The organism is Nocardioides sp. ChNu-99, from assembly GCF_029493445.1.
Classification (GTDB): Bacteria; Actinomycetota; Actinomycetes; order Propionibacteriales; family Nocardioidaceae; genus Nocardioides.
Genome location: NZ_JAHWBL010000072.1, coordinates 1 through 15,358, shown reverse-complemented (window position 1 = coordinate 15,358; position 15,358 = coordinate 1). Strand labels below are relative to the sequence as shown.

Sequence of the window (15,358 nt, the reverse complement as noted above, 5' to 3'; positions counted from 1 at the left end):
GGGGGCGCCGGGCTCGACGGGGTGCGCCGGTCGGCGTCCGGCGCCGCGGGGAGGGGGTGGCCGCAGGCGGCGCAGAACCGGCCGTCGCGCTGCGCGGAGCCGCAGCCCCCGCAGGTCACGCCCGCGCTCACCGGGTGGCTCCCGCCCGGTCGGCCACAGCGGCGGCGGGCGCGGCGGCCGCGTCCCGCAGGCGCTTCAGCAGGGGGATGTCGGGGTCGTCGGCGTCGCGCGAGCCGGGCGTCTCCAGCACGAACGGCACGCCCGCCGTCGCGGGGTGCGCGAACAGCTCGGTGAAGGCGTCCTCACCGATGTGCCCCTGGCCGATCTTCTCGTGGCGGTCGCGGAAGGAGCCGCGGACGTCGAGGGAGTCGTTGGCGTGCACGAGCCGCAGGCGGCCCTCCCCGGCCAGCTCGACCAGGAGGTCGAGGGTCGCCGTGGCGCCGCCCGGCTCGTCCAGCGGCGCACCGGCGGCGAACACGTGGCAGGTGTCGAGGCAGACGCCGACCCCGGGGTGCCGGTCGAGCGCGTCGAGGTACGCCGGGAGGTCGTCGACGCCGGCGCACAGCGAGCGGCCCTGGCCGGCGGTGGGCTCGAGGAGGAGGGCGGGTGCGTCGTCGCCGAGGCGGTCGAGCACGGGGAGCAGGCCCTCGCGGACCTGGCGGAGTGCCGCGGCGTGCCGCTCGGGCGCCCGGTCCGGGTCGGCCTCGACGAACGACCCGGTGTGCACGACGACGCCCTCGGCGCCGATCCGTGCCGCGCGGGCGAGGTTGTGCTCCACGACGGCGACCGAGCGCTCGTAGGTGGCGGCGGTGGGCGAGCCCAGGTTCACCAGGTACGGCGTGTGCACGAACGACCGCACGCCGGCGTCCCGGCAGCCCTGCGCGAATGCCTCGTCGATGCGGGGATCACCGGCCGACAGCGCCCAGCCGCGGGGGTTGCCGACGAAGACCTGGAGCGCCTCGCAGCCCCGCTCGAGGGCCGACGCGAGGGCTCCGTCGCGGAGGTTCCGGCCCACGGGGAGGTGGGTGCCGACGGGGTTGCGCACGAGGGTCCACTCTAGGTGCCGGCTACAGCACGGTGAGCACCACCGTCGTGCCGCGGCGCACCTGGGTGCCCGAGCCCGGGTCCGACCAGGCGACGAAGCCGAGCTGGGGCAGGCTGCCGCCGAGCGCGCGCTCCTCCACGACGAGGCCGAGGGCCTCGAGCTGCGCGCGGGCGTCCTGGACCCGCATCCGCACGAGGCCGTCGGGGATCGTGACGAGCTCGGGCCCCTTCGACACCACGAGGTTCACGGTGTCGCCGCGGAAGAGGGTGCCGCCCGCGGGGTCCTGGCGGATCACGAGCCCGGCGGGGACGGAGTCGGAGAACTCCTCGCTGCGGGAGACCTGCAGCTCGTCGCCCTCCAGGGCGGGGTCGCCCGTCGTGAGCGCGCCCTGTGCCTCGTCGGCGGAGCGGCCCGTGAAGTCCTCGACCTCGATGGGGCGCCGGCCCGCGCTGAGCACGACGGTGACGTCGGTCCCGGGGCGCACGACGGTGCCCGCAGCCGGGTCGGTGGACACGACGCTGCCCTCGGGCACGGTCTCGGAGTACGCCGGCTCGCCCTCGACGAGGTCGAGCGTCAGGTCGCCGAGCGCGGCCCGGGCCTCGTCGGCGGTGCGGCCCTCGAGACCCGGCACGGTGTAGCGCTCCGGGCCGAGCGAGAGCACGAGGGTGATGGTGGACCCGCGCGCCGCGTCGGCCCCGCCCTCGGGGTCGGTGCCGAGCACGCGACCGGCCGCGACCGTCTCGGAGTACGCCGGCTCGCCGACCTCCACCTCGAACCCGGCGGCCTCCGCCTCCGCGGTCGCCGCCGCCTCGTCCATGTCGAGGAGGTACGGCGTGGGCACGGAGCGCCACTGCGCCCAGGCGAACGCCAGCGTGGCGAGGAGCGCGACCACCACGAGCAGCGCCAGCAGGAGCGGGGCGCGGCGACGTCGCCGCGGGGCGTCGGCGGCGCCGTCGTCGTGCCCGCCGCCGTACCCGCCGTCGTACCGGCCGTCGTACCGGCCGTCGTACCCCTCGTCGTCGCCCCCCTCGAGGTCGTCGTCGAGGTCGTCCAGCCCGTCGCCCAGGTCGGCGAGGTCGTCGTCCGGGTCGTCCGCGGCGGGCCGGTCGTCGGGGTACGGCGGCGTCGAGCGGCGGCCCGGCAGGAGGCCGCGCCGCGCGGCCGGCTGCACCGGCAGGCGGCTGGTCAGCTCGGCGGCCGGGGCGGCGGCGCCCGCACCCCCGGAGGCCTGGGCGAGCACGGGGTAGAGCTCGGCCTCGACGAACCCGTCGCCCTCGAGCCGCTCCAGCTCCTCGGTGTCGAGGCGGTCCTCGCCCCGGTCGGCCTCGGTGCGGCGGGGGAGGAGGTCGGCGACGAGGTCGTCGTCGTGCCGCACGCCCTCGGCGAGCGCCTGGGCGACGCGGCGCACGTGGTGGGCCAGGACGGTCGCGTCGGCGGGGCGGTGGCTGCGGTCGCGGGCCGTGGCACGGGCGACGAGCGCGTCGACGTACGCCGGCAGCCCCGGCTGCAGCCGCGACGGCGGGGGGACGTCGGCGTGCACGTGCTTGTAGGCCACCTGGATCGGGGTCTCGCCCTGGTGGGGCTTCTCCCCGGTCAGCAGCTCGTAGAGAACGACGCCGAGGGCGTAGACGTCGGCGCGCTCGTCGCTGCGGCCGTCGACCACGAGCTCGGGGGCCAGGTAGGAGACGGTGCCGATGAGCACGCCGCCCGTGGTGGTGTGGTGGGTCTCGGCGTCCACCGCGCGGGCCAGCCCGAAGTCGGCGACCTTCACGCGGCCGTCCTCGGCGATGAGCACGTTCTCGGGCTTCACGTCGCGGTGGACGATGCCGGCCCGGTGCGCCGCACCGACGGCGGCCACGACGGGCTCGAGGATCGCGAGCGCGCGGGCGGCGCCCAGCGGGGCCTGCTCGCGCACGACGTCGCGCAGCGTGCGGCCCGGCACGAGCTCCATGACGAGGAAGACGATCCCGTCGTCGGTGCCCTGGTCGTGGACGGCGACGACGTTGGGGTGCGACAGCCGCGCCGCGGCGCGGGCCTCGCGCACGAAGCGCTCGGCGAAGCTGTCGTTGCCGGTGATCGGGTCGCCGAGGCCGGGGTGCATGACCTTGACGGCGACGACGCGGTCGAGGCGGACGTCGAGGGCCTCGTGCACGCTCGCCATGCCGCCGCGGGCGACGAGGCGGCCGACGCGGTAGCGCCCGTCGAGCAGACGTCCGACCAGTCCGCCGCCGGCGGGCGTGGGGTGGGCGTCGGGCAGCACGTGGGTCGTCCTCCGGGTCGGGGGCCTCGTGCCACGACGGGGCCGGCTCCCGCCAGGATACGGACCGCGGGCCCCGCGGCACCGGTCCCGGGCCCGGCCCGGCGTGTTCCGCACCGGTGGTGGGATCATGGCGCCCATGGACAGCAGTGCGCAGGCAGGGGCCACGCCCGGCGAGCCGACGGGCCAGGCGGATCTCGGCGCCCTCGTGGAGGAGTGGGTCGACTGGGCCGAGGCGGCCCGCCGCCTCGGGGTGACCGTGTCCCGCGTGCGCACGCTCATCCGCGACAACCAGCTGGCGGCCGCCGTGCCGTCGCCGGGCGCGGGCCAGCAGGTACCGGCCGCCTTCATCCAGGACGGGCTGCTGCTGAAGGGCCTGCCCGGCCTCGTGGTGATGCTGAGCGACCACGGCTACGACCACCGCGAGATCATCGAGTGGCTCTACACCGACCTCGACCTGCCGGGTCGCCCGATCGACGCCCTCGTCGAGAACCGCGGGTCGGAGGTCAAGCGCCGCGCGCAGGCGATGCACTGACCCGGCGCGTCCCCCGAGCCCGCGCCTGCCTCAGGAGGTACGGCGGGTCGCGGCCGCCGCGAGCTGCTCCAGCGCCGTCGTGACCTCGGGGTCGAGGTCGGCGGCGGCGAGCCCCGCGAGCGCCTGGCCCGTCAGGGCGTCGATGCGCTCCTCGACCTGCGCGCGGGCGCCGGAGCCGTCGACGAGGTCGCGCAGCCGGTCGACGTCGGCGGGCGAGAGGGCCGTACCCAGGGAGCGGTCGAGCCGCGCGGCGTCGTCGGCGTCGAGCGCCTCCAGGGCGAGGGCGACGAGCACCGTGCGCTTGCCCTCGACGAGGTCGTCGCCGGCCGGCTTGCCGGTCGTCGCGGGCTCGCCGAACACGCCGAGCTGGTCGTCGCGCAGCTGGAAGGCCTCGCCGAGCGGCAGGCCGAACCCGCTGAGGGCCGCGAGCTGCTCGGGCGTCCCCCCGGCGAGCGCGGCGCCGACGTGGAGCGGGCGCTCGATGGAGTACTTCGCCGATTTGTAGCGCAGCACCGTCATCGCCAGGTCGGCGTCCGCCGTGGCGCGGGCCTGCACGGACACGTCGAGGAACTGGCCCCCGATGACCTCGGTGCGGCACACGTCGAGCACCTCGAGCGCGGGTCCGACGTCGGCGAGGCCGAGGCCGCAGCGGCGCAGGAGCTCGTCGGACCAGCTGAGCAGCAGGTCGCCGAGGAGGATGGCGGCCGCGGCGCCGTACTGCTCGGGGTCGCCGTCCCAGCCCGCGGCGCGGTGCTCGCCCTCGAACGCCTTGTGCGTGGCGGGCCGGCCGCGGCGGGTGTCGGAGGCGTCCATGAGGTCGTCGTGCACCAGCGCACTCGCGTGCAGCAGCTCGAGCGAGGCGCAGGCGCGCACGAGCGCGTCCTGCTGCTCGGGCGTCGGGCGGGGGTGCACGGCGTGGTAGCCCCACCAGCAGAAGCGGGCGCGCAGGCGCTTGCCGCCCGCGACGGTCGTGCGGGCAGCGGCGACGAGGCGGGCCGCGTCGTCGCCGAGGGGGGCCAGCTGCGCGGCCTGGCCGTCGAGGAAGGCGGTGAGGGCCTCCTCCACGCGGGTGGCGAGGGTGTCGCCGCCGGTCGTGCCGGGGCTGCTCGTGCCCGTGCCGCTGGTGCCCGCGTGTTCGTCTGATCCCACGCCCGCGAGCCTAGTCAGGGGGCACAGGCCCGCCCGCGGCCGGGCCGCGGCCGGGGCGCGACGTCACTGCTGGCGCTCCACGTGCCCGTCGACGACGTGCCAGTGCTGGGCCAGGTCGACGGCGGAGAGCAGGCGGCGGTCGTGGGAGACGAGCAGCAGGGCGCCGTCGTACGACGCGAGGGCCCGCTCGAGCTGCTCGATCGCGGGCAGGTCCAGGTGGTTGGTGGGCTCGTCGAGCACGAGCAGGTTGACGCCACGGGCCTGCAGCAGCGCCATCGCCGCCCGCGTGCGCTCCCCGGGCGAGAGCCGGCCGACGAGCGAGGCCACCTGGTCGGCCTTGAGCCCGAACTTCGCGAGCAGGGTGCGGACGTCGGCGGAGGTCCAGGCGGGCAGGGCGAGCTCCATCGCCGTGCCGAGCGGTCGGTCCTCGGCGAGCCCGGTGCGGCCCTGGTCGATCTCGCCCACGGCGACGGAGACACCCTGCGAGGCGCGGCCCGCGTCGGGAGCCAGCCGGCCGAGCAGCAGCGCGAGGAGCGTGGACTTGCCGGCGCCGTTGGGGCCGGTGATGCCGATGCGGTCCCCGGCCTCGACCTGGAGCGAGACGGGCCCGAGGGTGAAGTCGCCGCGCCGCACGACGGCGTCGTCGAGGGTGGCGACGACCGTCGAGGAGCGGGGGGCGGCGGCGATCTCGAACCGCAGCTCCCACTCCTTGCGCGGTTCCTCCACCTCGGCCAGTCGCGCGATCCGCGACTCCATCTGCCGGACCTTCTGCGCCTGCTTCTCCGACGACTCGGTCTGCGCGCGGCGCCGCACCTTGTCGTTGTCGGGGCTCTTCCGCATCGCGTTGCGCACGCCCTGCGAGCTCCACTCGCGCACCTGGCGGGACCGGGCGACGAGGTCGTCGCGCTTGTCGGCGTACTCCTCGTAGGCCTCCCGCGCGTGGCGGCGTGCGACGGCCCGGGCGTCGAGGTAGGCCTCGTAGCCGCCGTCGTACACGGCCACCTGCCGCTGGGCGAGGTCGAGCTCGACGACCCGCGTGACGCAGCGGGCGAGGAACTCCCGGTCGTGGGAGACGAGCACGACCCCGCTGCGCAGCCCGCGGACGAAGGTCTCGAGCCGCTCCAGCCCGTCGAGGTCGAGGTCGTTGGTCGGCTCGTCGAGCAGCAGGAGGTCGAAGCGGCTCAGCAGCAGCGCCGCGAGCGCCGCCCGGGCCGCCTGGCCGCCGGACAGCGACGTCATCAGGGCGTCGGCGCCGACGTCGAGGCCCAGGTCGGCGAGCACCGCCGGCAGCCGGTCCTCGAGGTCGGCGGCCCCGCTGGCCATCCAGCGGTCGAACGCCGCCGCGTAGACGTCGTCGGCGCCCGGCACGTCGGACCCCAGGTCGGCGGCCGCGGCCTCCATGGCGGCGGTGGCGGCGGTCGCGCCCGTACGACGTCCCACGTACGCCGCGACCGTCTCGCCCGGGACCCGGTCGTGCTCCTGCGGGAGCCAGCCGACGAACGCGTCGGCGGGCGCGAGGTGCACGTGGCCGTCGACCGGCTCGTCCACGCCGGCGAGGAGCCGCAGCAGGGTCGACTTGCCGGCCCCGTTCGCTCCGACGACGCCGACGACGTCGCCGGGCGCCACGGTGAGGTCGAGGGAGTCGAAGAGCACGCGATGGCCGTGGCCGCCGGCCAGCTCCTTCGCGACGAGGGTCGCCGTCACGCTGCGCAGCCTAGGGCGTGCCGGGCCGCTCCGGCGCGCGACCGGGTGGGGGTTGACCAGGGTGCGGTTGCTCCCGGCCCGGTGGCCGGCGTGCACCTAGGATCGCGCCATGACCGCCGAGCAGCCGTCCGTGCCGCCCGCCCCGCGCGAGGAGCGTCCGACCATCGGTGAGCTGGTGCGGCGCGGCGACCGCTCGTTCTCCTTCGAGTTCTTCCCGCCGAAGGACGCCGCGGGCGAGGAGACCCTGTGGGCCGCGCTCACCGAGCTGCAGCCCTACCAGCCGACGTTCGTGTCCGTGACGTACGGCGCCGGCGGCACCACCCGCGACCGCACCATCGAGATGACCGGGCGCATCGCCCGGGAGACCTCCCTGCGCGTGATGGGCCACCTCACGTGCGTCGGCCACACCCGCGAGGAGCTCGTCGACGTGCTGCGGGCCTACGCGGCCGCGGGGGTGCACGACGTGCTGGCGCTGCGCGGGGACCCGGCCGAGGGGCCGACGGCGCCGTGGACGTCGACGCCCGGCGGGTTCGAGCACGCCGTCGAGCTGGTCGAGCTCGCCCGGTCGCTCGCCGACGAGCTGGGCGGCCTCGGCGTGGGCGTCGCCGCGTTCCCCGAGAAGCACCCGGGCTCGCTCGCGGTCGACGACGACGCGCGGGTGCTCGCCGCGAAGGCCGCCGCCGGGGCGGACTTCGCCGTCACCCAGCTGTTCTTCCGGGCCTCGGACTACTTCGCGCTCGTGGAGCGCTCGAGCGCCGCGGGCGCCGACATCCCGATCCTGCCGGGGATCATGCCGATCACGAACCTCACCTCGGTGAAGCGGATGGCCGAGCTGTCGGGGGCCGAGGTGCCGCCGGAGGTGCTGCGCCGCTTCGAGGGTGCCGCGGACGCGGCCGAGGTGCGCCGCATCGGCGTCGACGTGGCGACGGAGATGTGCGACGAGCTGCTCGCGGGCGGGGCGCCCGGCCTGCACTTCTACACGCTCAACCGCTCGCGGGCGACGCGCGAGATCTTCGCGGCGCTGCGCATCACGGCCTGAGGCCGGCGCGGTGCCGGCGGCTCTGGCCGCTCTGGCCGCTCAGGCCGGGCCGACGGCCTGGGCGACCAGCGCGGCCGACAGTCCGACGAACGGCAGCCCGGCGCCGGGCGTCGCGTGGGCGCCGGCGGCGTAAACACCGGCCACCGGCGTGTGCGGACCGAGCCGGGCCAGCACGGTGCCGCGGCCCTGCCACTGCACGCCCCAGGGGGACCCGCCCCACCGGGTCACCTGGTCGCGGGGGCTGACGTCGACCCGTCGCACGACCCGCTTGCGCAGGTCGAGCCCCTCCCGTGCCAGCGCCTCGACGACGTCGTCGTGGATGCGCCCGCGACCGCGCACCGTCCACGCCCGCGCGCCGTCCGGCGCCCGGCCGCCCGGCACGACGCCGAGCGTGGCGTCCTTCCCGTGCAGCACGGTCTCGGCCACCAGCTCGGGCAGGCCGTCGGCCTCGAGCCCGAGGTGGGCGGTCGGCGCGGGCAGGGTCGGCACGGTCCGGGCGACGTGGCGCGCGAGGGCCGGCAGCCGTCGCGGGTCGATCGCGCACACGACGACGTCGGCGGCGACCTCACCGCCGGCCGTGGCGACGGCCACGGCCCGCCCGCCGCGCACCACGACGTCGTGCACGGGGGTGGCGAGCTCGACGGCGACCCGGCGGGTGGCCAGCCGCCGGACCAGCGCGTCGGCGAGGGCCGCCGTACCGCCCGCCGCGGCCGGCACCGACCACACCCCGAACCGCTGCTCGAGGTACGCCGTGAGCCCCACCCACGCGGGCACCTGGCGCGGGTCGTGGCCCTCCGCCACGGCGGGGTACGCCGCCGCGACCCGCAGGCGCCGGTCGGGCAGCACGCGGCGCAGGCGTCGGTGGAGCGTCTCGCGGGGCAGCAGCAGGCCGGTCGTGGCGCGGTCGGCGAGGGCGGGGTCCCAGGGCCGCTCGAGGTACTCCCGGCGCAGGACCTCCCACGTGGCGGCGTACGCCGCCACGTGCGCCAGCCAGGCCTCGCCGAGGCCGGGGGAGAACGCGTCGACGGCGGTCAGCTGCGCCTCCCGCGAGCTGCTCGGCAGGACCAGGCGGGACCCGTCGGCGAAGCGGTGCTCGCGCACCAGCGGGTGGTGCTCGAGCTCGAGCTCCTTGTCGAGGGGGCGGCCCGACTTGCGGAAGAGGTCACGGGCCACGGCGGGCAGCAGCGTGGTGCTCGGGCCGGCCTGCCAGGCGAACTCGTCGCGCTCGACGCGGTCGAGCGCGCCGCCGAGCCGGTCGGACGCCTCGAGCAGCACGACCTCGTGGCCCTGCTTGGCCAGCCGGGCGGCGGACGCCATCCCGCCGTACCCGCCGCCGACCACGACGACCCGGCTCACCGGCGCGGCTCGCGCGGACGGTCGGGGCGGGGGGTCGGTGCGGGCACGCGCGTCACTGTAGGTCGTGGCCCCGCCCCGACGACGTGTGGTGCGGCCCACACGTCGCGACGGGCCACCCGGGTGACGTCTGGGTAACATCGGCATGGCCCACCGGCGACCCGGCCGTGACGTGTCGTGGGGCCGCAGGGTTCGGACCAGGGGGAGCGGGGAAGTGGTGGACGGCATGACGGTCGAACGCGAGACCACCGGCGGCGCTGGCGACGGCACCACGGCGACGCAGCCCCGGGGTGACCTCCCCGTCCCGCCCACCGTGACGCTGGCCCTGCGGGCCGCGCTGGCCCAGATGGTGGTGATGGCGGTCGCCACCGCGGTGACCTACTTCCTCCAGGACGCCCTGCGCGACGCCTGGATCACCGCGCGGGCGGCGTCCACCCAGCAGACCGTCGCCGCGGTCACCGAGTCGGCCGTCGAGCCGCCGGCGTTCTTCCCCGTCGCGCTGTCGCTGTTCGTGACGTTCGTGCTGCTCGCCCTCGTGCTCGTCGCCATGCTGCGGGCCGGTGCCCGCTGGGCGCTCTACTCGATGACCGTCGTGGTCGCCGTGAGCGCGCTGGTGCAGCTCGTGGTCGGCACCGCGCCGGGCGTGCCCCTCGTGATCATGGTCCTCGCGGCCGCCTCCGTCGCGCTGCACGGCCTGACGCTGCTCCTGCTGTGGCACCCCGCTCACGCGGGCTACTTCCGCAGCGCGCACAACGGGCACTGGGCCCGCGTGGTCGACGAGGACTGAGGGGTCACCGCACCCCCCCCTCCGCACCCCCCTCGCGCCCTCGTCGGGCCGCCCCGGGCGGAACTGTCGGTGGTCGCCCCTAGCGTCGTCCTCGCCGGCGAACGACCGGCGACGGTCGACCCCCAGGAGGAACCGATGGCCACGTCCGAGCACGGACGTCCCGAGGCCCTGCGGCCCGCCACCCGCGAGGCGGTGCTGCTGCCGCCCGCCGCCCACACCTACCTGACGCGCTCGGCGTCGTCGCTGCGCGAGGCGATCGCGGAGGGCGACCCCGCGTCGCGCTACGCGCTCGCGCACGTCGCCGCGCTGCGTGCGGCCGCGGCCGTGATCGCGGCGCGGTCCCAGCCGGGGCCGCAGCGCCGCAAGGAGCGCAACGCCTGGGTGCTGCTGGTCAAGGCCGCCCCCGACCTCGCCGACTGGGCGACCTTCTTCTCCGCGGGGGCGGCGACGTACGCCGCGGCGCAGGCCGGCTCCCGGCGGGCGGTCTCGGTCGAGCAGGCCGACGAGCTCGTGCAGGAGGCCGACCGCTTCCTGGCGGTGGTCGAGCAGGCGCTCGGCCTGCTGCCGCACGCGTGGACGGACGGCGAGGGCCGCACCGTCGTCGCCTAGGCGCACCGATCCGTTGCCGGATCGTCACCTCGTCGTCCGTCGTCGCGCCCGCCGCGGCGGCCGCGTCCGCGCCTAGGCTGCCGCTCGGGCTCCGGGGTCCACCCGGAGCCGGCCTGCGCCCGTGCGGTCGCAGGTCCGTCCCCGTCGGTCCGTGGTGCGGACCGCGACGATCGGAGCCTCCTCCATGCACCGTCTTCTCGGGAAGCGTCGCCGCGCGGCGGCCTTGGTGCTCTCCCTCGGCCTCGGCACGACGCTGACGCCCTCCCTCCTCGCCGGCCCCGCGGCCGGCAGCCCGGCGCCCGTCGTCCCCGCCGCGGCCCCGGCCGCTGCGGCGCCGGCACTCGCGGCCACCGCGGCCGCGACCCCCCTGCGGGTGGCGGACGCGCGTCTGCGCCAGGACGGCTCCACCGCGACCGTCCGGGGGTACGTCGTGGGTCAGCCCACGTCGACCACCACCGTCGTGCGCTCGGGCTTCCCCAACGACTACGCCCTGGCACTCGCCGACACGGCGGCGGAGACCGACCCGGCTCGGATGCTCTACGTGCAGGTGCCGACGGCGTTCCGGGCGCAGTGGGGCCTCGCCAGCAACCCGGGCCTCCTCGGCGACGCCGTCGACGTCACCGGCTCGCTGTCGGCGTACTTCTCGGCCCCGGGGCTGCGCTCCGCCACCGCGTTCGCCCCGGCCGGCGCGTCCACCCCCGACCCGGAGCCCGACCCGGAGCCGGACCCGGAGCCGGACCCGGGCACGCAGGTGCCGGGCGGCTACTACGACGGGACGGCCGGTCTCACCGGTGCCGCCCTCGAGCGCGAGCTGCACGAGATCATCTCGACCGACGCGCGGCGCCTCAGCTACGCCCAGGTGTGGGAGGCGCTCAAGGTCACCGACCAGGACCCCCGCAACGCCGCGAACGTGGTCGCCGTCTACAGCGGCCTGTCCCTGCCGAAGAACGACAACGGTGGCGGGGCCGACCAGTGGAACCGCGAGCACGTCTGGCCCCAGTCCCACGGCGACTTCGGCACCGCGGCCGGCCCGGGAACCGACCTGCACCACCTGCGTCCCGAGGACGTCACGGTGAACTCGGCCCGCGGCAACCTCGACTTCGACGAGGGCGGTACGGCGAACCGCGAGGCCCCGGGCAACTACGCCGACGGCGACTCGTGGGAGCCGCGTGACGCGGTGAAGGGCGACGTGGCCCGGATGATCCTCTACATGTCGGTCCGCTACGAGGGCGGCGACGGCTTCGCCGACCTCGAGGCGAACGACCGGGTGGCGAACGGCTCGGCGCCGAACGTGGGCCGCCTGTCCGTGCTGCTGCGCTGGAACGCGGAGGACCCGCCGGACGCGTTCGAGCGGCGCCGCAACGACCTCATCCACAGCCAGTTCCAGGGCAACCGGAACCCGTTCGTCGACAACCCGGCCTGGGCGGACGCCATCTGGCGCTGACGCGTCTGGACGTCGGCGCCGTCCACCACCTAACCTGGCCTGGATCGAACAGGTGTTCGATCCAGGCCAGGTGTCGTCGGGTGGAGGTGGGCGGATGGCAGGCCGGTGCCGCGGCGCGACGGCGGGCCCCCGTCCCCCCGGGGCGCCTCCTCTAGGGTGGGCGCCATGGCGGCGGACTGGTCGGTGGGAGAGCGCGCGGGCGAGCGACGGGCGGCGGCGCGCACGGCGGTCGTCCAGGACGCGCTGGACCCGCTCCTGGCCGAGGGCGACCTCACCGTGGTCGACATCGGGGGAGGGACCGGCGGGTTCGCGGTCCGCATCGCCGAGCGCGGCCACCGCGTCACGGTCGTCGACCCCAGCCCCGACGCCCTCGCCTCGCTCGACCGGCGCGCGCGGGAGGCCGGGGTGGACCACCTCGTCACCGCGCAGCAGGGCGACGTCGACGACCTGGCCTCCCTCGTGCCGCCCGGATCGGTCGACCTCGTGCTCTGCCACGGGGTGCTGGAGGTCGTCGGGGACCCGGCGGACGCCCTCGAGGCCATCTCCTCGTCCCTGCGTCCCGGCGGCCACCTCAGCCTGCTCGTCGCCCAGCGCTTCGCCGCCGTCGTCGCCCGCGCCATGGCCGGGCACTTCGCCGCGGCCCGCGACCTCCTCGACTCCCGCGCCCCGCAGGGCCGGGCGGGGCGCCGCTTCACCCTCGCCGAGGTCGAGACGGCGCTGGCCGGCGCCGGCCTCCACGTCGAGACGGTCCAGGGCGTGCGGGTCTTCGCCGACCTCGTCCCCGGGTCGCTCGTCGACGCGGAGCCCGGTTCGGCCCAGGCGTTGGTCGAGCTGGAGCGCGCCGTCGCGACCCGCGAGGAGCTGCGACCCCTCGCCACGCAGCTGCACCTGCTCGCCCGCCGCTGAGCCCGCCCGCGCGCGGGGGCGCGCGTGAGGCCGGCGCCGCGGCCCGGCGACGACGACGGGTGCGGCATCCTCCACGTCGACATGGACGCCTTCTACGCGTCCGTCGTGCTCCGCGACCACCCCGAGCTGCGCCGCGCGCCCGTCGTGGTGGCCGGCGGGGGAGACCGCGGCGTCGTGCTGTGCGCGACGTACCCCGCCCGGCGCAGCGGTGTCGGCGCCGGGATGCCGACGGCCCGCGCCCGGCGCCTGTGCCCCGACCTCGTGGTCGTGCGCCCCGACTTCGCCGCCTTCGCCGAGGTCTCCACCGCCGTGTTCGCGCTCTTCGAGTCCGTGACGCCGCACGTCGAGCCCCTGTCGCAGGAGGAGGCCTTCCTCGACGTCCGGGGCGCCCGCCGTACGGCGACCCCGCTCGAGCTCGCGAGCCGGCTGCGCGAGCGGGTGCGCGACGAGCAGCGCATCACGTGCTCGGTCGGCATCGCCGCGACCCGGCCCGTGGCCAAGCTCGCGTCGCGGCGGGCGAAGCCGGACGGGGTGGCCGTGATCGCCCCCGACTGCGTGCGGGAGGTGCTCGACCCGCTCGACGTCGGTGACCTCTGGGGCGTGGGGCCCGCCACGCGGGCGCGACTGGCGCAGATCGGGCTCGAGACGGTCGGCGACGTGCGCGCCGCCTCCGTCGACCTCCTGCGCTCGCGGCTGGGCGACGCCGCGGGGCGCCACGTGCACGCCCTCGTGCGGGGGGTCGACACCGCCCGGGCCTCCCCGGGGTTCGTGCGGCGCGAGCGGCCCCGCTCCATCGGCGCCGACCGCACGCTGGGGCGCGACCTCGGCGAGCGCGACGTCGTGCTGGCCGAGGTCCTGCGGCTGACCGTCGAGGTCACGAGCCGGCTCCGGCGGGCCGGCCTGGCGGCGCGCACCGTGGGCCTGCGGCTGCGCTACCCGGACTTCACGACGGTGTCGCGCTCGCGGACCCTCGTCGAGCCCACGACGACCACCCGCGAGGTCTACGAGGCCGTCGTCGCGCTGCACGACGCCGAGCGGGGCCGGTCGCGGCACGCCCGGCCGGTGCGGCTCCTCGGCGTGCGGGTCACGGAGCTGGTGGACGCCGGGCAGGGCGAGCAGCTGCGCCTCGGCGAGCCCGAGCACGGGTGGGGGGACGCCGACCGCGCGGTCGACGAGCTGCGGGCGCGCTTCGGCCGCTCGGTGGTCGCCCCGGCGACCCTGCTGCGGGGCGGTGAACGGTCGGTGTGAGCCTGGGGTGAGGCCGGGGTGAGCCTGGGGTGGGCCTGGGGTGAGGCCGGGGTGGGGCCGGGGTGGGGCCGGGGTGGGGTCCGCACGGACGGGCGGGCACCAATTCGCCGGGTCCGGCTACCGCGCTCACCACCTGCTGCCTAGAATCGCTGGTGGCGTCCGTGTCTCGCCCCGACCGTCCTGGTCGGGAGGTCCGTCGCCGGCAGGAACGCAACGATCGTCGTCGCTTGCAGCCACGGGAGGAAACGTGCCGCTCTCAGAGGAAGAGCTGCGGATGCTGGAGCAGATGGAGCGTGCCCTGCTCGCGGAGGATCCGAAGTTCGCGTCGACCCTGCAGGGGAGCCGCATGCGCAGCACCGCGCGCAAGCGGGCGATCGCCGCGGGCGTGCTGTTCCTGGGCGGTGTCGCGCTCCTCATGACGGGCGTCGTCGCCCGGGTCGAGCCCGTCAGCATCATCGGCTTCCTCGTCATGCTCGGCTCGGCCGTGTTCGGCCTGACCGCGGCCCGCTCGCGCGCCGTCCCGGCGACCGCCGAGACCGCGGCGGACCCGACCGCCGGCCTCACGCTCATCGAGGGCGGCCGCCGCCCCCGCCGTCAGCGCGGCGGCCAGCGGGGTGGCCAGCGCCACGACGGCTCGTTCATGGAGCGCCTCGAGGAGCGCTGGCGCCGCCGTCGTGAGGGCGGCGGTTACTGACCCCACCCCACGGGCCGTCGGCCCGTGCACCCGACCGGGCCGTGCGACTCCTCGCACGGCCCGTCGTCGTTCCCGGGCGGTGTCGCGGCCCGTCGGCCTCAGCGCGCCGCGGCCCGCGCCCGCTCGTCGTCCTCGGCCCCCGCGGTGCGGGTCACCGGCTCCCGGCGCAGCACGGAGGCGGGCCACCAGGTGGCGAGCGCGCGTCGTACCCGGCCGGTGCCGGCGCAGCGGGCCGCCACCACCCGTCGCGCTGCTGCCGCGAGCCCGTCGGCCGTCCCCGACGCTGCGGACGCCGCCGACGCTGACGCCGACGCCGGTGCGTAGCGCTCGCGCTCGACGGCGGTCACGAGTCGTTCGAGGTCGCGCAGCGCGTCGTCGGGGACGATGGCGCCGGGTCGGGCGCCGGGTCGGGCGTCGGGGCGGTCGCCGGCCTCGAGGTCCCGCTCCCAGTCGGCCACCAGCGCCCGCGTCGTGGCCGCCGGGGTGAGGCCCGCCGGCCACGGCACGCCGTGGTCGAGCAGCCCGGCCCGCAGCTCCGCCCAGGCGCCCTCGGCGCCGTCCCGGGCGTACCGGTCCGCGCGCCGGCGG

The 15,358-nt window shown here is 77.0% G+C and carries 13 protein-coding genes and 1 pseudogene; 8 read left to right on the top strand and 6 right to left on the bottom strand.

From position 1 onward, the window contains the following. Window positions 1-127 precede the first annotated feature (127 nt). Together KK617_RS16850 and KK617_RS16845 are read right to left on the bottom strand one after the other, a co-directional pair. Window positions 128-1,045 carry a deoxyribonuclease IV gene (locus KK617_RS16850; RefSeq protein ID WP_277501318.1) on the bottom strand — a complete coding sequence of 306 codons (918 nt, stop codon included), beginning with the start codon at window positions 1,043-1,045 and terminating at the stop codon, window positions 128-130. Window positions 1,046-1,067: 22 nt separating this feature from the next. Beyond that, window positions 1,068-3,305 carry a Stk1 family PASTA domain-containing Ser/Thr kinase gene (locus tag KK617_RS16845; RefSeq protein WP_277501317.1) on the bottom strand — a complete coding sequence of 746 codons (2,238 nt, stop codon included), beginning with the start codon at window positions 3,303-3,305 and terminating at the stop codon, window positions 1,068-1,070. A 136-nt stretch (window positions 3,306-3,441) separates the two neighbouring features. Between KK617_RS16845 and KK617_RS16840 the strand changes: the two genes are divergently transcribed. Beyond that, window positions 3,442-3,837, top strand: coding sequence for an Rv2175c family DNA-binding protein (locus tag KK617_RS16840; RefSeq protein WP_277501316.1), 396 nt, complete (start codon window positions 3,442-3,444; stop codon window positions 3,835-3,837). Between the two features lie 30 nt (window positions 3,838-3,867). Here the strand turns inward: KK617_RS16840 and KK617_RS16835 are convergent, their stop codons facing one another. Both KK617_RS16835 and KK617_RS16830 read right to left on the bottom strand, forming a co-directional pair. After that, window positions 3,868-4,986 (bottom strand): polyprenyl synthetase family protein, encoded by a 1,119-nt coding sequence (locus tag KK617_RS16835; RefSeq protein WP_277501315.1) that lies wholly within the window; start codon window positions 4,984-4,986, stop codon window positions 3,868-3,870. Window positions 4,987-5,049: 63 nt separating this feature from the next. Further along, window positions 5,050-6,690: an ABC-F family ATP-binding cassette domain-containing protein gene (locus KK617_RS16830; protein WP_277501314.1), complete on the bottom strand. Its 1,641-nt coding sequence runs from the start codon at window positions 6,688-6,690 to the stop codon at window positions 5,050-5,052. Between the two features lie 109 nt (window positions 6,691-6,799). Here KK617_RS16830 and metF point away from each other — a divergent pair, with 109 nt between their 5' ends. Then, window positions 6,800-7,729, top strand: coding sequence for a methylenetetrahydrofolate reductase [NAD(P)H] (gene metF / locus KK617_RS16825; RefSeq protein ID WP_277501313.1), 930 nt, complete (start codon window positions 6,800-6,802; stop codon window positions 7,727-7,729). Between the two features lie 39 nt (window positions 7,730-7,768). Here the strand turns inward: metF and KK617_RS16820 are convergent, their stop codons facing one another. Beyond that, on the bottom strand, window positions 7,769-9,085 hold the full coding sequence (locus tag KK617_RS16820; RefSeq protein ID WP_277501312.1) for an NAD(P)/FAD-dependent oxidoreductase: 1,317 nt from the start codon (window positions 9,083-9,085) through the stop codon (window positions 7,769-7,771). A gap of 223 nt (window positions 9,086-9,308) precedes the next feature. Between KK617_RS16820 and KK617_RS16815 the strand changes: the two genes are divergently transcribed. From KK617_RS16815 to KK617_RS16790, 6 genes are all read left to right on the top strand, one after another. Continuing rightward, on the top strand, window positions 9,309-9,869 hold the full coding sequence (locus KK617_RS16815; protein ID WP_277501311.1) for a hypothetical protein: 561 nt from the start codon (window positions 9,309-9,311) through the stop codon (window positions 9,867-9,869). A gap of 135 nt (window positions 9,870-10,004) precedes the next feature. Then, window positions 10,005-10,478: an SAV_6107 family HEPN domain-containing protein gene (locus tag KK617_RS16810; RefSeq protein WP_277501310.1), complete on the top strand. Its 474-nt coding sequence runs from the start codon at window positions 10,005-10,007 to the stop codon at window positions 10,476-10,478. Between the two features lie 184 nt (window positions 10,479-10,662). Continuing rightward, window positions 10,663-11,922 carry an endonuclease gene (locus tag KK617_RS16805; protein ID WP_277501309.1) on the top strand — a complete coding sequence of 420 codons (1,260 nt, stop codon included), beginning with the start codon at window positions 10,663-10,665 and terminating at the stop codon, window positions 11,920-11,922. Window positions 11,923-12,087: 165 nt separating this feature from the next. Continuing rightward, window positions 12,088-12,828, top strand: coding sequence for a methyltransferase domain-containing protein (locus KK617_RS16800; RefSeq protein WP_277501308.1), 741 nt, complete (start codon window positions 12,088-12,090; stop codon window positions 12,826-12,828). A 24-nt stretch (window positions 12,829-12,852) separates the two neighbouring features. Further along, window positions 12,853-14,076, top strand: coding sequence for a DNA polymerase IV (dinB, locus tag KK617_RS16795; RefSeq protein ID WP_277501307.1), 1,224 nt, complete (start codon window positions 12,853-12,855; stop codon window positions 14,074-14,076). 247 nt (window positions 14,077-14,323) lie between these two features. Beyond that, window positions 14,324-14,770 carry a DUF3040 domain-containing protein gene (locus tag KK617_RS16790; RefSeq protein ID WP_277501306.1) on the top strand — a complete coding sequence of 149 codons (447 nt, stop codon included), beginning with the start codon at window positions 14,324-14,326 and terminating at the stop codon, window positions 14,768-14,770. Between the two features lie 98 nt (window positions 14,771-14,868). Here KK617_RS16790 and KK617_RS16785 read toward each other — a convergent pair. Beyond that, a pseudogene (locus tag KK617_RS16785) lies at window positions 14,869-15,358 on the bottom strand (hypothetical protein); the annotation flags it as partial.

Excerpts from the sequence above, each read along its gene's own strand:
- KK617_RS16805 (WP_277501309.1), top strand. The coding sequence starts at position 10,663 with ATGCACCGTCTTCTCGGGAAGCGTCGCCGCGCGGCGGCCTTGGTGCTC.
- KK617_RS16840 (WP_277501316.1), top strand. The coding sequence starts at position 3,442 with ATGGACAGCAGTGCGCAGGCAGGGGCCACGCCCGGCGAGCCGACGGGC.
- KK617_RS16810 (WP_277501310.1), top strand. The coding sequence starts at position 10,005 with ATGGCCACGTCCGAGCACGGACGTCCCGAGGCCCTGCGGCCCGCCACC.
- KK617_RS16800 (WP_277501308.1), top strand. The coding sequence starts at position 12,088 with ATGGCGGCGGACTGGTCGGTGGGAGAGCGCGCGGGCGAGCGACGGGCG.
- KK617_RS16815 (WP_277501311.1), top strand. The coding sequence starts at position 9,309 with ATGACGGTCGAACGCGAGACCACCGGCGGCGCTGGCGACGGCACCACG.
- metF (WP_277501313.1), top strand. The coding sequence starts at position 6,800 with ATGACCGCCGAGCAGCCGTCCGTGCCGCCCGCCCCGCGCGAGGAGCGT.